The following is a 17,496-nucleotide window of genomic DNA, read 5'->3' as shown; positions in this document are numbered from 1 at the left end:
TTGAGTCAATTCATGAGTACATCTGTTGCAAAAACCTTGTCGGCACAGCCCACCGACTTATATGCTCGAATTCGATCGTATCATCGAATCGTTGTTTTGACCGAGGGATTTTCGAAGCCCTTCTGCGCGAAGACCGCGATGAGCCTGCTTCGATACCGGCACAGTGACGTGATCGCCGTTCTCGATGCGACTGAAGATGGCAAGTTTGCAGACGAGTTGTTCGGCGTTGGCGAGACGGTCCCGGTCGTTTCTTCACTTGACAACTTGGACGCGGATTCGCTGTTTCTGGGAACAGCTTTGACGGGTGGGGCGCTGCCTGCCGCTTGGCGGAACATCATTTTAAATGCGTTGGTCCGCGGAATGGATGTTGTTTCCGGGATGCACGATTTCTTGTCGGACGATCCGGAGTTCAGCCGAGTTGCAAAAGAAAACGGAGCGCTCTTGATCGACGTGCGACGCAACAACGAGCATGTCACGTCAACGGGCGTTCCGTTCCGCAGCGAGTGCCTGCGTGTCCACACGGTTGGACAAGATTGCAGTCTTGGCAAGATGGTCGTTAGCCTGGAGGTTCAACGTGAGCTTGCCAATCGAGGCGAAGACGCACAATTTGTTGCGACGGGCCAGACCGGCATCATGATATCCGGAGCTGGCGTTCCGGTGGACTGTGTCGTCTCCGATTTTGTCAATGGATCTGTCGAAGCACTCATTCGGCGAAATGAACATCACGACATGCTGCTGATTGAGGGGCAAGGCAGCATTTCTCATCCAAGTTTTTCTGCGGTAACGATGGGGCTTTTGCACGGTTGTGCTCCCGATGGTTTGATCTATTGCTACGAAGTCGGTCGAGAGTCGGTCAAAGGCCTCAGCTCCGTTGCGCTGTTGCCACATCGCACGATGATTGATGCCTATCTCGCCAATGCATCGCTGAGACATCCCAGCAAGCTCATTGGGATTGCGATGAACAGTAGGAGTGTTTCCGCCACTCAGGCCGATGCCGAACGCGAACGTATGCAGCAGGAATATGGTCTGCCAGTTTGCGACGTGTATCGTCATGGAGCCACTTGTTTGGCAGACGCCGTATTGAATTTGAAAAGGGAGTTGGGCAAGTGAGACTCTGCCTGTACCGAGTCGAGATTCCGCTCGAACACCCGTTTACGATTGCTCGTGGAACGAAGACCGTGCAGCGATGTTTGATCGTTGAACTGGAGCACGGCGACCTTAGGGGCTATGGCGAGGCAACCGAGCACGCTTATTACAACGTGACGCTTGATTCGCTCGCTGCGTCGATCGAACGGTGTTGCCCGACCATCGAGACCGGGGACTACCATAGCGCTGCCGAGCTGTGGACGCTGCTTCATCATCCGTTGCGAGATGACATGTTCGCGTTGGCTGCGATTGACGCTGCGGCACACGACCTGTTTGGTAAGCTTGCTAAGCGACCTACCTTTGACATGCTCGACCTCGAATGGAATACCGTTCCGAAATCCAGCTATACCATCGGTATCGACAGCGTTGAGCGGATGGTAGAGAAGTTAGTGGAACGTCGCGATTGGCCGATCTTCAAGATCAAACTTGGAACAAAAAATGACGTCGAGATCATTCGCCAACTTCGCCAGCGAACTCAAGCCGTCTTCCGTGTTGATGCCAACTGCGGCTGGTCAGTGCACGAAACGATCGAAAATTCCCACGCCTTGCAGGAACTCGGCGTTGAATTCATCGAGCAGCCACTGTCGGCCCAATCACGTCAGGACGAGCATCGGCAGGTTTTTGAAAATTCCGTTCTTCCGATTATCGCCGACGAAAGCTGCTTGGTCGAATCGGACGTCGAAAAGTGCAGCGGACTTTTCCATGGAGTTAACGTCAAGCTAAGCAAATGTGGCGGCCTGACGCCAGGCGTCCGAATGTTGCGACGAGCCCGTGAACTGGCCATGCAAACGATGGTCGGATGCATGGTGGAGACGTCGGTCGGAATTTCAGCCGCGGCTCAATTGCTACCGCTTTTGGATTACGCAGACCTCGATGGTGCCGAACTGCTCTCAAACGATGTGGCGACGGGCGTAACAATAACCAATGGAGCCATGCGATTACCGAATCGATTTGGAAACGGGGTTGAGCTCATTGATTCGGTCAGCGTTGGCAACTCACAGCTCTCCACACTGGTATACCCCTGATGACCGCTTCTAACGGAACAAAGTCGTGAAACGTAATACCCTTCTTTTGATTGGCCTGGTCACACTCGTAGGTACTTGGCTTTCGTCAAATCGAATCGTCATTGGCGAACCGCCTTTTACCACAACGGCACAGAGCGTTCCTACGCAAACAGGATCACTCGCAAAGGACGCGTCACCGACGTTGAGAAGATCCAAGCCGCTTATCGGCATTTCTACTTTGGACAAGGAAACCTATGTGCGTGCCGTTCGGGATTGTGGCGGTATACCGGTGATACTCTCGTGCGCCGACGGCAGTACCGCTTTGGTTGGTGAGTATCTCGAATTGCTGGACGGCTTACTGATGCCAGGCGGCGATGACATTCATTCGTCGGAGTGGGGCGAAGAATTACATCCGGCTGCGAATTTGATTACCGATGAGCGATACACGTTTGAAAAAGCTTTAATCACCGCTTGGTTACAAGAAACGGACAAACCGCTTCTCGGAATCTGTCTCGGATGCCAATGGATCAGCGTTGCTCATCATGGTTCACTCGTGCAAGACATCCCTACTGAGTTTGGTGGCCATCCCAAGTATGTCAATCACATGGTGTCGGTCGAACGAGACTCTCATTTGATGCGAATCTTCGGGGAAGAACAGTTCGAGGTGAATTCGCTTCATCATCAGTCGGTTCGTGATCCTGGCCAGGGGATGCGGATTGTCGCCAAAAGTCCAGACGGAATTGTCGAAGCAATCGAATCGACCGACCCGAATCGTTTTGTGATCGGGGTTCAGTGGCATCCGGAAAAGCTCGTTCCGGAAAACAAATTACAGCAAAAACTTATTCAGGCGTTCATTGATGCCGCGTTGGAGAAAAAGAAATGAGCAAATTACTGATCCTCTTCGCCTCGGCGGCATGGTTGCTGTTTGCGGCCGTAACGCTGGCCCTTGACGGAAAACCCATCGAGGATCCCGAAGCAATTGAGATGGACGGAATCGGTGACGTTGTTCGACGATGGATTCCAACCGAAGCCGTTGGTGGGGTCGGCGTGCTGGTGACTCAGAACGGCATCGTCCAGCATCAGCAAGGGTACGGCTTCGTCAAAGGACGCCGCGTCACGTCACGCACTCCTCTCAGGCTGGCATCGATCACGAAACAATACGCCGCCATGTGCGCCGCGATGTTGATCGAAGAAGGCCGACTGGACATGGACGCGAAGGTTTCGCACTACCTTCCCAAGTTGAACCTGCCAGTCAAAGGTCGCGAGCTTTATGTGAAAGACCTGATGTGGCACACAAGTGGCCTCGCGAACTTCATCGAAAAGAAAGAACAGGCTGCGATCGCGAAATTCAAGCAGGGACGCGGTCTGCCTCACCTGACCAATGAAACTCATGCCGAGTGGTTGGAGACGATGGATCTGCGTCGTGCCCCTGGGATCGAACACGAGTACACGAATTCCGGCTACGTCCTGCTGACCAGAATCATCGAAGTGATCGCCGGCGAGCCGTTTCATGAGTTTCAGCAACGCCGGATTTTCGACGTATTGGAACTAAACGACACGACCGACAGCGAGCGTTTCAATGGTTCCGGGAATATGGTCACCACGCTTGTCGATTACGCCAAGTGGGACAAGGCGTTGTGGGATCGGGATCCACGGCTGCTCTCCGAAGACGGTTATGAGATGATTTTCAACCAAGGCAAATTCGACAACGGTGATCCGATCGAATATGGGTTCGGCTGGCAAGTTAGGTGCAAAGATGACCAACTACAGATTGCCGAACATGGTGGAGGCGGCAGTGGAACCACGGCAGCTCGGAACTGGATTCGACGCCACTTCGAAGACGGAACCACCGTCGCCTTTTTCGCTCAGGAGTATCCACAGCTGAACACTGAAGCTCGAATGAAATTTTCCAGCGAACTGTACGAAGCTGTTCTGAAAGCTCGTTCGGCCACAGAGTAATGACAAGCGAATGCAAACCACGACGAGTACATTACTACAATCACGCCCCGTTTTCCTCGCAGATTCATGCGTCGGCGGAATGTCTGTCCTGAAGTCTCTTTGGGCTGCCGGAGTTGCACGCAATGCGGTCTTCATGGCGGACTATGCGGTCAACCCGCTGGGGGTGAAGTCTGATACGGCGATCGCAACGGTGGTGGAGCAATGGGTCGAAGCTGCGCAGAAGGAGGCGGACGTTTTAATCTTCGCATGTAACACATTGTCGATTCGTTATCAGCAACTGACTGATTCGCGTAACGTGCCCGGCCTCAGCCAGATCATTTCGATGGTTAATTGTTTCACGGCCATGGTCGAATGCGAACGAGAGCGATTGGTAAATCAAAGAGTTCTGATCATCGGCACGACATTCACCGCAAGCCAGCCAATTTATTGCGACATTCTGACGGACAATGTTCCCGGTGTGGTTGTGAGTTCTGTTGCGGCTACCGCGTTGGAACGCGTTATCGCCCGGTTCGAACCGTGGGAAACTGAGTCCAACGAGGTCATCACGAGTGATCTGCGGCGTGCTCTGGAATCCACTGACGTTGCGGTTTTGGCCTGTACTTGCTTTCCGATGGCGATGGCTCAACTGAAGTTGCTGTTTCCGAGGGTTCGATTCCTTGATCCCGGTGAATACTGTGCTCGTCTGTTGGAGGATCGCGCAGAGGAAGAGAAAAACGAATTGCGAGTTAGAGTGACCGGCCATGTCGTCGAGACACAGCGGGTCACAGACTTTGCTTCATGGTGGCTCGGCGCCGGGAGAGTGACGTCATGACTGCGTCCAGCAACGAACCGAATCAACACGATTCACTGCGGGAGCACAATGACAGAGAGCCCGTACCTGCGATCGAAGAGGCGGCCACTGGCACCGCCGTGCAGCCCGATATCGGCACAGACATGGCAAGGCAGTTTCGGCCAGCGCGCAGATTGGCTGCGGCCGTGGTTATCGGCGGAATCGTCGCCAGCCTTTACGTGTTCGCTCAGGTTGAACCTCGCTGGCAGGAACAAAAGAGGACTTACAATGTGTACGAAAACGAAGCCGGCCAATTGTCGTACATGTTCAAAGGCGAAGAGACTGCGATTGAAGGTGTTGTACCCTATGCGGAGTCACCGCTGCGACAGGAGGCACTGAAAGATGTCGACGGGAGACCACCTTTCGAAAGTCAGTGGGTCGTCGATTCTGTGCAGGAGGAAGGTGTCGAGACGAAACGCTATTCGCTGCTGGAGACACGATTTCATTTTGGACTGTGGTCGTTGCTTCCAGCCGTGGTTGCCATTGGGCTTTGCCTGCTGACGAAAGAGCCGTTAACGGCGCTGCTGATTGCGGTGGTCGTTGGCGCCTTCATGGTGGGACGCTTCGACATCACCGATGCCGTGCTGCTGCCAAGTCTTGCCAGCAAGAGTGCCGCCACCATTTTGCTGCTGTACTTGTGGTTGTTGGGCGGGCTGATGGGAATCTGGTCACGCACCGGAGCAGCGAAGGCGTTTGCCGAGTTCATGACGGACCACTTTGTGAAGGGGCCACGATCAGCGAAACTGGTTGCCTGGCTGATGGGCGTGATCTTCTTTCAGGGCGGAACGGTCAGCGTCGTGCTGGTTGGTACGATCGTCAAGCCTGTGGCTGACAAAGAAAAGGTCAGCCACGAAGAGCTCGCCTACATTGTCGACTCGACGGCGTCGCCCATCGCAGCGGTTCTGGCATTCAACGCGTGGCCGATCTATGTGCAGGCATTGATCTTCGTTCCCGGCGTCAGCTTTCTGGCGACTGAATCTGACCGAATTGCGTTCTTCTTCCGGAGCGTGCCGTTTAGCTTCTACAGCATTCTCGCAGTGATCGGCACGTTTCTGTTGAGCCTCGGCTATACACGTTTTTCAGGAGCCGGCATTCGCGCGGCTAGCGAGCGCGCCAGGATCACCGGACAACTCGATGGTCCGGGTGTCACGCCCATGGGCGCGGAGGAACTTCAGGTCGCTAAGATTCCACCGGGATACAAGCCGCACGTGCTGGAGTTCTTCGTGCCCTTGCTACTGCTCATCGGGACGGCTGTGGGAACATTCGTCGTCACCGGCACTCCCAGAGTGAACTGGGCGTTTGGCCTGGCCCTGCTGTTATCGGTGCTGGTAGCTCTGGCTAAAGGCATGCGACTTGGAGACGTCATTGAAGGCATTGGTGACGGCTTGAAAGGCGTTGTGCTGGCTTCCGTCATTCTGATGCTGGCCGTCACTGTGGGCAGCATCAGCCAGGAAGTCGGAGCGGGTACGTATCTCGTCGACTTGCTGGGCGATCACATTCCGTACATCGCTCTGCCCGTCGCGTTGCAACTGATCACGATGATCATCGCGTTCTCAACGGGAACAAGCTGGGGGACATTCGCGATCGCGTTCCCTTTGGCGATGCCGCTGGCATGGAATGTTGGCCTGGCCAGTGGTGTCGCTCATCCCGAATTATTCATGTCGGTTTGCTTCGCCACGGTCCTGAACGGCAGCGTGTTTGGCGACCAGTGTTCTCCGATTTCCGACACAACCATTCTTAGTGCCATGACCACAGGCTGCGATCTGACCGATCACGTGAAAACACAACTCGTTCCGGCGTGTTACGCAGCTGGAGTTGCTGCCGTCATGTGGACAGCTACCGTTGCATGTTTTGCCTGAGCTCCGCTCGACTTTCCACTGACAAAAAGATGTAAGTCCAATGAATGCACTTCCAGAATCCAGTCTTCTGACTGAGAAGTTCGCCAAGCTTGGTGTCGAAAGTGCACCGGGACAGGAAGGCCGGCAACAGGTCGACTCAATCGATCTGCGCGGCGATAGGATCGTAGGAACGCCGGTCGACTTCTCGCACGGTGACGTCGACGCGCATCCACCGATTCCGGGATCACTCGAACTGTTTCAAAGAGGCTACGAAGTCGGTGGTTCACAAGCCTATACCGAATATCGAGGTCAAGCGGCGATCCGTGAACAGCTCGCGGCCAAGCTTGCGGAGTTCACCGGCGCCCCCATCGATTCTGACAGTGAAATGATCTTGACTCCCGGAACTCAGGGGGCACTGTTCCTGGCAATGGGAGCAAACATCGGCCGCGGTGACAAGGTTGCGATCGTCGAACCGGACTACTTTGCCAATCGAAAACTCGTGGAGTTTTTCGAAGGCGAATTGGTTCCGGTAGGAATGGACTATTTCGGCACCGATTCCGGCAGTGGAATCGATCTGTTGAAGTTGGGAGAGTGTTTTCGATACGGTGTGAAGTTGTTCGTCTTCTCGAATCCGAACAATCCGACAGGCGTCGTTTATTCACCCGATGAGATTCTTGCAATCGCGGAGCTCGCGGAAACTCACGGTGTCCGAGTGATCGTCGATCAACTGTATTCGCGACAGATTTTTGACGGTGTCCGCTACACCCATCTGCGAGGACTGGACAAGCTCAATTCCGACAACCTGCTCACGATTATTGGACCGTCCAAAACGGAGTCGCTGAGCGGTTTTCGTCTGGGGGCGGCTTTCGGTTCATCGCAAATGATCGACCGCATGGAAAAGCTGCAGGCGATCGTTTCACTCAGGGCTGCGGGCTACTGCCAAACGGTGCTCGCAAACTGGTTCTCGGAACCGACGGGCTGGATACAGGCACGAATCGCCGCACATCAAGCGATTCGCGACGACATTCACGAAGCCTTCCTCCGCGCCAACGGATTCAAACTGCGCCTTGGCGAAGGCGGCAGCTACCTCTTCCCACAGATGCCCGAAATGGACATCAGCATCGGCGACTTTGTCAAAGTGCTGCGACTTCAGGCCGAGGTCATCGTCACGCCCGGCACGCAGTTCGGACCACAATTCACCAATAGTTTTCGAATCAACTTTTCACAGGACCACACCGCTGCGGTGCAAGCGATACAGCGAACAATTGAAATCGCCAATCGCTACCGAGTCTGATTGATCCATTAAACTATCGAGCAACCTCTTCACCGTTAGGCACTTATGAAAAGCTCAAGACTTCCCACCGCACTTCTGGTGCTGATAAGAAACCACCTCGCATGCCCAGGACAAAGAGTATGTCGGCCTGACGATTGAGGAAGCGGTCGAACAGGCAAACCAACGCGAGCGATCCTGGCGCATCATTCGCAAGGACGGAAAATCCATAACACCTCAAATGATCACCAAGGATGCCCGTCTGGACTTCGTTGTCGAGAACGATAAAGTGACTCAAGTAGTGCGTGGTTGAGCCAGAATTGCTCACGCACTGATCTAGATTCAATGAGAGAAATTTGATGTTTCAAAAGCATTATTGGTTGTTGATTTGTGTTTTGGCTCTGATGATCGCCGAGATTTCATGCGGTGAAGTTCTGGCACAACGGAACGCCCCAACAATAAAATTCGAGTCCGGTGTTGAATGGGTCACCGTCAAGCCGAACGAGTTTCGCAATGCCATCAACAATCCGCTTAAGGGATTTCGCGACTTCAAAAAAGATGGGTATGGATTATTGAAGCGAAAGTACGTGGATTGGAACGAAATTGAAACATGCGAAGGTGACTCGGTCGATCGAATCATCGCCTACACGAACCAGGTCACGCAGACTCATGGGAAGTCGTTTGAAGAGCAGAACATTAAACTCGTACCACGCGTTTATCTGGATTGGAACGGTGTCATCGGCGAAGACGGAAAGCCACAGCAGTATTGGCCGTCGGATCTGGCTGACTTTGATTACGACAGCCCCGAATTTCAGCGGCGATTGCGAGAATTGATCGCCAAACTGGGGAAGGCCTGGGACAACGATCCACGGATTTTCGCCGTCCAGATGGGCCTCATTGGACGCTTCGGTGAACACCACAATCCGACGCCGTCAAGCGAACAGCGTCAACTACTGGCCGAGGCGTTTCGATCAGCATTCAAGAACAAGCCGGTGCTGGTCCGGCATACGGACCCCGAATTCATGGATGCGGGGTTTGGTATCTACTACGACACGTTTGCCACGCTCACTCGCGAACCTCCAACCGAAGCTGTCGGACAGTTGCCCTGGCAGGCAACGAACGTCTATCCCCACATCTGGAAACGCTCGCCGATTGAAGGCGAGGTCGAATACAACTGGCAAAAGAGTCGTGAAAACGCAATGCCGGAATCGACCTTTGGGCGAACTCCCGACGAAACCATGGAGGTGCCCGCCTATCGGGATTACATGATTGGTAAGATCCGACGCTATCACGCAACCTACCTGGGATGGATCAGCGATTACGACGAGAGTAATCCGAGATCGCTAGCCGGTGCTGCGGAAATTCAGAAAGCATTCGGGTATCGATTTGTCATTGATTCCATGAGTTACCCGTTATCGATTGAGCCAGGCCAGGATCTGGCAGTGAAGCTCAACGTCCGAAACACGGGAAGCGCACCGTTCTATCTCGATTGGCCAGTGGCGGTTGGACTTCTCGACCCTGTGAGCTTGAAGGTGGTTTGGTCAGCTCCGTTGGAAGGTGTCGATATCCGCAAGTGGCTGCCGGGTGAAGATTGGAACGAACAGTCGCAGGCTTATCAGGTCGAAGAAGAAGTCAACACGACTGTTGGTACAACTGGCTTGCCAAAGGATGTCGCTTCAGGCAAGTACGTCGTCGCGCTCGCGATTCTCGATCGTCAGGGCGGGATGACTCCCAGCGTTCGTTTCGCTGCGGAAAACTACCTTGGCGGCGGCTGGCATCCGTTTGGTTACATCGGCGTTGGAGGAAAGCCAGAGAGTGCTGAACTTTCGGGCTTTGAATTCCACAGCCCCGGCTTTGACGACACCTTGGCGTACAAGGTCCCGGCGGAACTGAGAGAGGTGGAGACACCGCCAATCCCAGTTCCAGTGCCAATCGCACGGTGGGCGCCAACTTCACTTGACCTGATTAACCCCTGGCGCTACTGGAATCTTGAAACGAATTCCAAAACGCTCCAAAAGCGAATTCTTGCGAATGGACCAACCAAGCAACCCGCGCGCGAGCGTGTCATCAGCCTGGAGGGAGACTTTGATAAAGGTTCCCGGCTGGAATACTCCTCGTTTGAAGACTGGAAACTTCCGCCCGGACATTATCGGTTCTCGTGTTACGTTCGTGGAACTCCGAATACGATTGTCGATTTCGAGCTTGGGGACGGTTGGCGTCGCGTTGTTGATCCTGTCGCGATTCCATTGTCGAATGATTGGCGGCAACATGTGCATGAGTTTTCGGTTGAACACATCTTTCAAGAGGAAACTCGCCTGAGGTTCCGCTTACCGGACAATGTGAAGGGGACTTTTGCAACATCAGACATGCGACTGCAGAAGCTGGATTGAGGATTGAGTCACAGCATGCGAACTCCGGAACGTTTCGCCGCTTTCGTTCTACAGATTTGAGACGCAACTCCACTTCTGGTCATCGGCAACGACGCGTTCGTCTCGGGTGCAAACCCTCACGCACGGTTTGCCGATCGGATCGGGGAGCGGAAAGTCACAAGCAGCATCGCCATCGGTCGACTCGTACAGCCCGAGAAACACACGTCGCACTCCTTCGACACGGAATTCATCGGTCTGGCGACTGAGGCAGCCGCAGAACTGGCAATACATCGCAAGCGGCCCTGGCGTATCATTCGGCAGGACGGCGAGCCGAAGCCACCAGGAATGGCCATCAAGGCTGACCGTATAAATTTTTTCGTCAAAAACAATCAAGTGATTCGCGTACTGCGAGGTTAATTAGAATATCTACATGAACAACTTCCATTCTTCTCGACAGTCTCGCCCGCCAATGGCACTTCGCGCTCTCGTGGTTTTCACATTGGTGCTCGCTGTGTTTCAGCGATCCGGGCATGCGGAGCCCGCGGCCAAAGCCGCTGTTTACGATATCGTTGTTTACGGCGATTCGTGCGGTGCCGTCACGGCTGCGATTTCGGCCAAACGTCAGGGACGCTCGGTGATTCTCATCAATCCGACGCACTTCCTTGGTGGCATGAGTGCCAGCGGGCTCGGCGCGACAGACTTTCTCGGGCGAAGGGATACGTTTGGCGGTATCGCGTCCGAGTTCTACGACGAGATTGCGAAGCACTACGGCGAGAATTTTGTGCGAAGCTTTGAACCTCACGTAGGACAAGCAGTCTTCAAAAAAATGACTGACGAAGCGGGCGTTCCTGTCGTCTTCAACGCGAAGTTGAACCGCGATTCTGGCGTCGAAATGGACGGTCAGCGAATCGCTTCCATCACAACGCTGGACGGTCAAACTTATCGCGGCAAGATGTTCATCGACGCGACTTACGTGGGTGACCTGATGGCGGCCGCGAGCGTGACGTACACCGTCGGTCGTGAGCCCGAAGAACAGTACGGGGAAAGCCTGGCTGGTGTGCGACGTGGGGATACTCAACCTCGCGTTCACTATCGACAAGGTGACAAGGATCATTTCATTGTCGACGTCGATCCCTCCATCGTCCCCGGAAAACCCGATAGCGGACTGCTCCCGCATGTCCACAAGATCGATGGCCTCAAGAACGGCCAAGGCGATCGCAAGATCCAGGCGTACAACTACCGCCTCTGTCTAACGACCGATCCCGAGTTGCGCATTCCTATCGACAAGCCAACCGGCTACCAGGCCATCGATCACGAGCTCCTGTTGCGAAACTTCGAAGCAGGCGACTCTCGGTTACCCGCGTTGATTGATTCTCTGGCTGGCTCGGCGTCGAAAGTCGACTGGAACAACATGCATGCCGTCGGCAGTGACTATGACGGAGCTAACTGGGATTATCCAGAAGCGTCATACGAAGAACGTCGCGAGATTGAAGCAGCACATGAACTTTACATACGTGGGTTTCTGTGGACGCTGGCCAATAGCCCACGGGTGCCGGAGACAATTCGCAACAGAGTTGCCGACTACGGCTTGCCAAAGGATGAGTTCACCGACAACGGTGGCTGGCCCTACATGATCTACATTCGCGAAGCACGCCGAATGGTCGCCGACTACGTGATGACGCAAGCGGACTGCGAGGGAAAACGCGAGGCACGCGACCCAATCGGGTTAGGATCGTTTGGAATGGACTCCCATGTTGTGCAGTTTTTTGTCAACGAAAAGGGATTCGTACGTCACGACGGTGTGATCTGGCATGTTCCGCCGAAGCCGTATGGAATCTCTTACCGATCGATTGTTCCACGCAGGGGCGAGTGCGAAAACCTATTCGCCCCGATCTGCTTGTCGACGTCCCACGTGGCTCACGGTTCTATCCGAATGGAACCCGTGTTCATGACGCTTAGCGAAAGCGCCGCGATTGCTGCGAGTCTCGCAATCAAAGGGGATGCTTCCGTTCAGGATGTCGAGTATGCCGACCTTCGCCAGCAACTGGACGTGAACAAGGTAATCGTCCAGTGGAATCGAAAAGTTAAAGCAGCAAAGGCTCCGCCCAAAAAGGATTCAGCGAGGATTGACGGGAACGCCATAGACGATCCAGAGGCAGAACGAATCGGGGAATGGAAGGAAAGCACTTTCGGAACCGGGTTCATTGGCGACTCGTATTTGCACGACGACAACGATGGCAAAGGTAAGAAGAGGATTCACTTTGAATGGAGCGAACTGAAGGACGGACGATATGAAGTTCACGTTTCTTACACATCGCATCGCAACCGAGCCACGAATGTTCCCATTACGATCCATCACGCAAACGGCGACTCTCAGATCACTGTCAATCAACAACGAAAGCCCGCCGAAAATGGTTGGCATTCGCTGGGTCGATTTTCGTTTTCGAGTCAAAAGCCTGCCGTTGTCGAGATCAGCACGTCGGGGACCGATGGGCATGTGATTGCCGATGCCGTTCGGCTTGTTCCCGTGACAGAACCGGAGCATTCTTCTATCGATGCAACGTCGGACGCGAAGGCGAAGCCCAACATTCTGATCATTCTTGCTGATGACATGGGGATAGAATGTCTTTCCGCGTATGGAGGCAAACACGCGACGCCGAACATTGATGCAATCGCAGAGCAGGGCATGCGATTCACCCATTGCTTTTCAAACCCTTTCTGTTCTCCTTCGCGAGCGAGCTTATTGACCGGACGCTATCCGTTCAAAAACGGTCTGACAGATGTGCTTCACAGTCTACGGCAGGAAGAGATCTATTTGTCACCGGCTCAACCCAGCTTCGCCCGTCAATTGAAGTCGCAAGGATATGCCACCGCCATCGCCGGTAAGTGGCACATGTCGTTGCTTCATCAACACAACACGATCAACGCATTCGGATTTGACCAGTACCAAGTCTGGCAGATTTTCGACAGCGCGGGCGAAAAGACTCGCCGGTATTGGAAACCACACCTCAACCGAAACGGAACGCTGGTCACGGAACAGGTTCTGGATCGCTATGGCCCGGATGTGGATGTCGAATTTTTAACCGAATTCATGAAGGCCAGCGTCAAACAAGAGCAGCCGTTTCTGGCCTACTTTGCGACCCCACTGCCTCACTTCCCGTGGGAGCCAACGCCCGACACGGAAGATCAGAGCTATCGCAAACCACACAACGAACACAAAGGCGACCCAAAGTATTTTCCGGACATGGTGATGTACCTCGACAAGTGCATCGGCCAGCTATTGCAAACACTGGAAGATCAAGGCATTGCCGACCACACAGTCGTCTTCTTTCTGGCGGATAACGGCACAGATCGCGATCTGAGCAACTCGTGGGGTGACGGGAAAGCCATCCAGGGGGGCAAAGGCACGATGACAGACCGCGGCACTCACGTTCCACTGATCGTCCGCTGGCCAAAGCAGATCTCAGCAGGATCGATCTGCGGCGACCTGATCGATTTCTCAGACCTGCTTCCCACGCTTTGTGAATTATCTGGTGCTCCACTGCCGAGTGAGGAAATCCATGGACGAAGCTTTTTAGCTCAGCTACTTGGCAACAGTGGCAATCCAAGAGAATGGGTCCATGTCCAGCACCAGGATGCGAGACACATCCGAGGCCGGAGCTACATGCTGAACAACAAGAGTGAGCTTCGTCCAGTCGTCGAGCTGTGGGAGCCACCAGCACGACCTGTGCAGAACGCTCGATCGAACGACGCACTCGATGCACGTCAAGAATTACAGTCCGCATTTGAACGACTTGATGACTAAGGTCGTCAACGGACCGCGTTCGACCGAAGGATGACGTCGTCGCATGGGGGGGCGATCTTGCCTCGCACCCCTCGTCCCAGCAGTTCGCCCTTTCAGTTTTTAGCTTTTCCAGAACGCAGCGGCTGTCGCTGTCGACTAGACTGCTTGCCGTTGCACAAACCTGTCTGCTTCTCCAAAAAAACGAACATGAATCATTCCAAGATTTGCGTTGCATCTTCCATGCTTGCCGTAATGGCGAGTTCGTTTTTCTGGACCGGAAGCCTGCTTGGACAAGACCCGCTTGCCCACCGCAAATCGAACCTCACGATTGTTGTTCAGGACGGTAATGGAAACGCCATCAGTGATGCGACCATCGACTTGAAAATGACGAAGCATGCTTTTCAGTTTGGCACACAGGTGCACGACCGTTTGTTTACGATCGCGGAGTCAGATTTCGGTTCGCTCAACAACAATCAAAAGCGAGGGTTGATCGGCGACTTTTCCGGTACAAGCATCGTCCCGACATGGCAGGACACACTGAACTATCGAGCTGCCATTTCGGACAACTTCAATCACATCATCCCGACCAACGGAATGCAGTGGTTGCCCTATCAGAACAACGGCCCACAACACGTCGATGCGGCGATCCATGAAGCTCAGGCAAACGGCATGACCGTGACCGGGCACGCGGTGGTTTGGCAGAAAACGGATTGGCCTACACCAAACCAGTTTCGCCCGGCGGCTAATCCGGACCCTCAAGTATTTCATGACACATTGGTTGCTGAACGCTTGGGTCCGGCCGGAATCGTAACTCGCTTCAGCGATGCGGGGGCTGGCCCCACAGTTCTCGACTGGGACGTTCTCAACGAACCGCTGCATGTGACGCACTACTCAGACGTGTTTGTAGATGCGGGAATCTATCCTACCGAAAAACATGCGTGGGCAGATTACTTTATCCGGGCTGACGGGCTGCGGCCCGACGCGAACCTGGCGATCAATGACTACAACATTCTGAGTTCAGGTGGCGACAATGCCGCGATGCAGTATCGTGACTTGGTCAATGACCTATTGGTTCTCGGTGCTCCCATCGATCAAATCAAGGTTCAGGCCCATATGGACCGTACGGTTAGCAAGGCAGCCTTGACGCGTCGACTGGATATTTTGGCCGAAACCGGTCTTCCAATTGCAATTAGCGAATTTGACATGCGTGACGACGCCAACCAAATTTCGCCAGCCAATCAGAAGCAATTGTTCCAGGACATTTTGGAAGCATCGTTTGAGCACGAGTCAGTCAATGGTTTCAGCATGTGGGGCTTTTGGGATCCGGCTCACTGGCGCGGCAATGGTCCCCTGTTTGATGAAGACTGGATTGTCAAAGACGAGGCTTCGGCTTGGTTCGATTTAGTAAGAGGCGAATGGATGACGGGGTTTGAAGATCAAGCCATCGGCGTCGATGGAATTTGGAATGGCGATGCGATCGATGGAACTTATGACTTTACCGTGAACGTGAATGGCCAGTCGCAAGTCTTCAGTGGCTTCGCATTGACCGACAACTCAACTTTCACGCTTACCGTCTCAGCAGTTCCAGAACCGTCCTGCGTCGTCGCATTGAGCATTGTCGCGATAGCGGCAGTCGGCCGACGTAGACGAAAGCCAACTCGAGTTGGAGCAATCGAGGTTAAGAGGTGAATCAACCACAAATTGACGCTAAGGCCAATCTAAAGATGTTCTGCAAGACTTTTTCTTTTCTGATGTCCCTTGCTTGTTGCAGCTTCACGAGCTCCTTCGCCGCGGATCGCCCGCCGAATGTATTGTTCCTGGCGGTCGACGACATGAATGATTGGATTGGCTGCCTGGAGAATACGCCAAGCGCCTTGACGCCGAACATCGACCGATTGGCGGGACGTGGGGTGTGCTTTACCAATGCGCATACGGCGGGTGTATATTGCGCTCCCAGCCGAGCCGCAATCTTTTCTGGTCAGTACGCTTCAACGACGGGTTGCTATGAGAGCCCGTACTACTTCGTAACGCATCCCGAGATCGAGCCCTTGCAGCTCAGCTTTGCCAAGGCGGGTTACAAAACGCTCGGTGCTGGCAAACTGTTCCATCATCCCGCTGGTGCGATCGACCAGCGAGGCTGGACGGAGTTTTTTCTTCGCAACCCGAGCCAACGCGAGACCGGCTGGCCGCTTGATTCGTGGGGCGAAGACACGCCGTTTCCGGAGACCTTCCCTGCCAGCGTCTACAACCGTGGCAAGACGATCAAAGGTGGATTGTTTCTTGAGTGGGCGGGCATCCCCAACGAAAAAGAACAGCAAATGGCCGATACAATCCGTGCCAACTGGGCTGCCGAACAAGTGGGCAAGGTACATGACGAGCCGTTCTTTCTAGCATGCGGCTTCTATGCTCCGCATTATCCGAACTATTGCCCGCAAAAGTACTTCGACTTGTATGATCGCGGCGAGATCAAGCTGCCGCCGATTCGCGAAGACGACCTCGAAGACCTACCAACCGCCGTCCGAAAGCAACGCACGAATCGCAAACGACAACACTACGAACCGCTTGTAGCGATGGGTGCTTACCCTGACGCGATTCACGGCTATTTGGCATGCATGAGTTACGCCGATGCCATGCTCGGACGTGTTTTGGATGCTTTGGAGGCGAGTCCGAACGCGGACAACACCATCGTGGTTCTCTGGAGCGATCACGGTTATCACCTCGGCGAAAAAGGCCAATGGGGCAAGCACACGCTTTGGGAGCGGACCTCCAATGTTCCCTTTGTTTGGGCGGGCCCGGGAGTTGCCGAGGGAGAGAAAACGAATGTCACCGCGAGCTTGATTGACATGTATCCAACATTCGTCGAGTTGTGCGATCTTCCCGCTCCGAATCAAACGCTGGAGGGCTCATCGCTTGCCTCGGCACTGAGCGATCCATCGAGCGCGGCGGACCGGTCGGTTTTCTTGCCCTACATGCTTCCTGGCGAGTTTGCAGTGATCAATCGCGATTGGCGATACATTTGCTACGGCGACAAGGGCGAAGAACTGTACGACTTGCAAGCTGATCCGAATGAATGGACAAACCTCGCGTCGCGTCCAAACTTTACCAAGATAAAGAATCAACTCAAACGAACAGCTCCCAGTGTATTCGCTGATCCCCTCCCAAGGCTCAACTCTCGCCGGGATTTGGTCATCGAAGGTGACACGTTTCGTTGGGAGAAGGGCAAAGGAAATTACGTAAAAGTTCCAGAGTATCAACCACGCACTTCTATCAATCCTGAATGAGGGTTTGATTCGCTTT

The 17,496-nt window shown here is 54.1% G+C and carries 12 protein-coding genes; 11 read left to right on the top strand and 1 reads right to left on the bottom strand.

All coding sequences use genetic code 11. The features are described from left to right. Window positions 1-138 precede the first annotated feature (138 nt). The 8 genes from Pla100_RS01585 to Pla100_RS01550 all read left to right on the top strand — a co-directional run bounded on the left by Pla100_RS01585 (window position 139) and on the right by Pla100_RS01550 (window position 10,436). Window positions 139-1,110 (top strand): DUF1611 domain-containing protein, encoded by a 972-nt coding sequence (locus tag Pla100_RS01585; RefSeq protein WP_231602549.1) that lies wholly within the window; start codon window positions 139-141, stop codon window positions 1,108-1,110. Next, window positions 1,107-2,171 carry a dipeptide epimerase gene (locus tag Pla100_RS01580; protein ID WP_146575929.1) on the top strand — a complete coding sequence of 355 codons (1,065 nt, stop codon included), beginning with the start codon at window positions 1,107-1,109 and terminating at the stop codon, window positions 2,169-2,171. The genes Pla100_RS01585 and Pla100_RS01580 overlap by 4 nt, the downstream gene beginning before the upstream one ends. Before the next feature lie 25 nt (window positions 2,172-2,196). Then, window positions 2,197-3,033, top strand: coding sequence for a gamma-glutamyl-gamma-aminobutyrate hydrolase family protein (locus Pla100_RS01575; RefSeq protein ID WP_146575928.1), 837 nt, complete (start codon window positions 2,197-2,199; stop codon window positions 3,031-3,033). Beyond that, the gene (locus Pla100_RS01570) at window positions 3,030-4,109 is read left to right on the top strand and encodes a serine hydrolase domain-containing protein (protein WP_146575927.1); all 1,080 of its coding nucleotides are present in this window, start codon (window positions 3,030-3,032) and stop codon (window positions 4,107-4,109) included. The genes Pla100_RS01575 and Pla100_RS01570 overlap by 4 nt, the downstream gene beginning before the upstream one ends. A gap of 79 nt (window positions 4,110-4,188) precedes the next feature. Next, the gene (locus Pla100_RS01565) at window positions 4,189-4,920 is read left to right on the top strand and encodes an aspartate/glutamate racemase family protein (protein WP_197167630.1); all 732 of its coding nucleotides are present in this window, start codon (window positions 4,189-4,191) and stop codon (window positions 4,918-4,920) included. Then, window positions 4,917-6,797 (top strand): Na+/H+ antiporter NhaC family protein, encoded by a 1,881-nt coding sequence (locus tag Pla100_RS01560; protein ID WP_146575925.1) that lies wholly within the window; start codon window positions 4,917-4,919, stop codon window positions 6,795-6,797. The genes Pla100_RS01565 and Pla100_RS01560 overlap by 4 nt, the downstream gene beginning before the upstream one ends. Before the next feature lie 40 nt (window positions 6,798-6,837). Further along, window positions 6,838-8,070 carry a pyridoxal phosphate-dependent aminotransferase gene (locus Pla100_RS01555; RefSeq protein WP_146575924.1) on the top strand — a complete coding sequence of 411 codons (1,233 nt, stop codon included), beginning with the start codon at window positions 6,838-6,840 and terminating at the stop codon, window positions 8,068-8,070. Between the two features lie 335 nt (window positions 8,071-8,405). Beyond that, entirely contained in the window at window positions 8,406-10,436 is a 2,031-nt protein-coding gene (locus Pla100_RS01550) for a DUF4832 domain-containing protein (RefSeq protein ID WP_146575923.1), read from the top strand. A 48-nt stretch (window positions 10,437-10,484) separates the two neighbouring features. On the opposite strand, the gene Pla100_RS01545 is transcribed toward Pla100_RS01550, so the two are convergent. Beyond that, window positions 10,485-10,808 (bottom strand): hypothetical protein, encoded by a 324-nt coding sequence (locus tag Pla100_RS01545; RefSeq protein ID WP_146575922.1) that lies wholly within the window; start codon window positions 10,806-10,808, stop codon window positions 10,485-10,487. A 37-nt stretch (window positions 10,809-10,845) separates the two neighbouring features. On the opposite strand from Pla100_RS01545, the gene Pla100_RS01540 reads away from it, so the two are divergent. The 3 genes from Pla100_RS01540 to Pla100_RS01530 all read left to right on the top strand — a co-directional run bounded on the left by Pla100_RS01540 (window position 10,846) and on the right by Pla100_RS01530 (window position 17,480). Then, on the top strand, window positions 10,846-14,220 hold the full coding sequence (locus Pla100_RS01540) for an FAD-dependent oxidoreductase (protein WP_146575921.1): 3,375 nt from the start codon (window positions 10,846-10,848) through the stop codon (window positions 14,218-14,220). Between the two features lie 186 nt (window positions 14,221-14,406). Beyond that, the gene (locus tag Pla100_RS01535; protein ID WP_197167628.1) at window positions 14,407-15,888 is read left to right on the top strand and encodes an endo-1,4-beta-xylanase; all 1,482 of its coding nucleotides are present in this window, start codon (window positions 14,407-14,409) and stop codon (window positions 15,886-15,888) included. Window positions 15,889-15,923: 35 nt separating this feature from the next. Then, entirely contained in the window at window positions 15,924-17,480 is a 1,557-nt protein-coding gene (locus Pla100_RS01530; RefSeq protein WP_390620553.1) for a sulfatase, read from the top strand. Window positions 17,481-17,496: the final 16 nt, after the last annotated feature.

The organism is Neorhodopirellula pilleata (assembly GCF_007859915.1).
GTDB lineage: Bacteria > Planctomycetota > Planctomycetia > Pirellulales > Pirellulaceae > Rhodopirellula > Rhodopirellula pilleata.
Note: the sequence above shows the minus strand (reverse complement) of the source record. Positions and strands in the feature narration are given on the sequence as shown.